The sequence below is a fragment of the Paraburkholderia sp. SIMBA_053 genome, assembly GCF_046534895.1.
Lineage (GTDB): Bacteria > Pseudomonadota > Gammaproteobacteria > Burkholderiales > Burkholderiaceae > Paraburkholderia > Paraburkholderia caledonica.
In genome coordinates this window covers 1-331 of sequence record NZ_JAWRXU010000304.1, presented here as the reverse complement: position 1 = coordinate 331, position 331 = coordinate 1, and the positions used below count along the sequence as shown (strand labels likewise).

1 protein-coding gene is annotated in these 331 nt (G+C 53.8%); it reads right to left on the bottom strand.

What is annotated here, in order from left to right:
- Positions 1 to 187 precede the first annotated feature (187 nt).
- A partial coding sequence (locus SB753_RS35740; protein WP_410804815.1) for an enoyl-CoA hydratase-related protein occupies positions 188 to 331 on the bottom strand: 144 nt, incomplete at its 5' end.

Genomic DNA, 331 nt, shown 5'->3' with positions numbered 1-331 from the left:
AAGAACCTTTTTCGTTTCGTCAACCGGTTTTTTTAACTTCCCAACCCGCCGACTCCACCGGAAAGCCCCGTCAATGCTGGCTCTCCCGCCTTCCTCGTTTCCCTCGCGCCGCGTTGGCCGCAGCACGAAAGACCGGAATTCTAGACACTTGCCTGCGTGGTTGCAAGCGGTTTTTTGAGCAATTCGATCAACGGTGTTTGAAGACGGGTTTTCGCTTCTCGACAAAAGCGGCCATCCCTTCTTTCTGGTCTTCCGTTGCGAACAACGAATGGAACAATCGACGCTCGAAATGCACGCCTTCAGCCAATGTCGTCTCGTAAGCGCGGTTGAC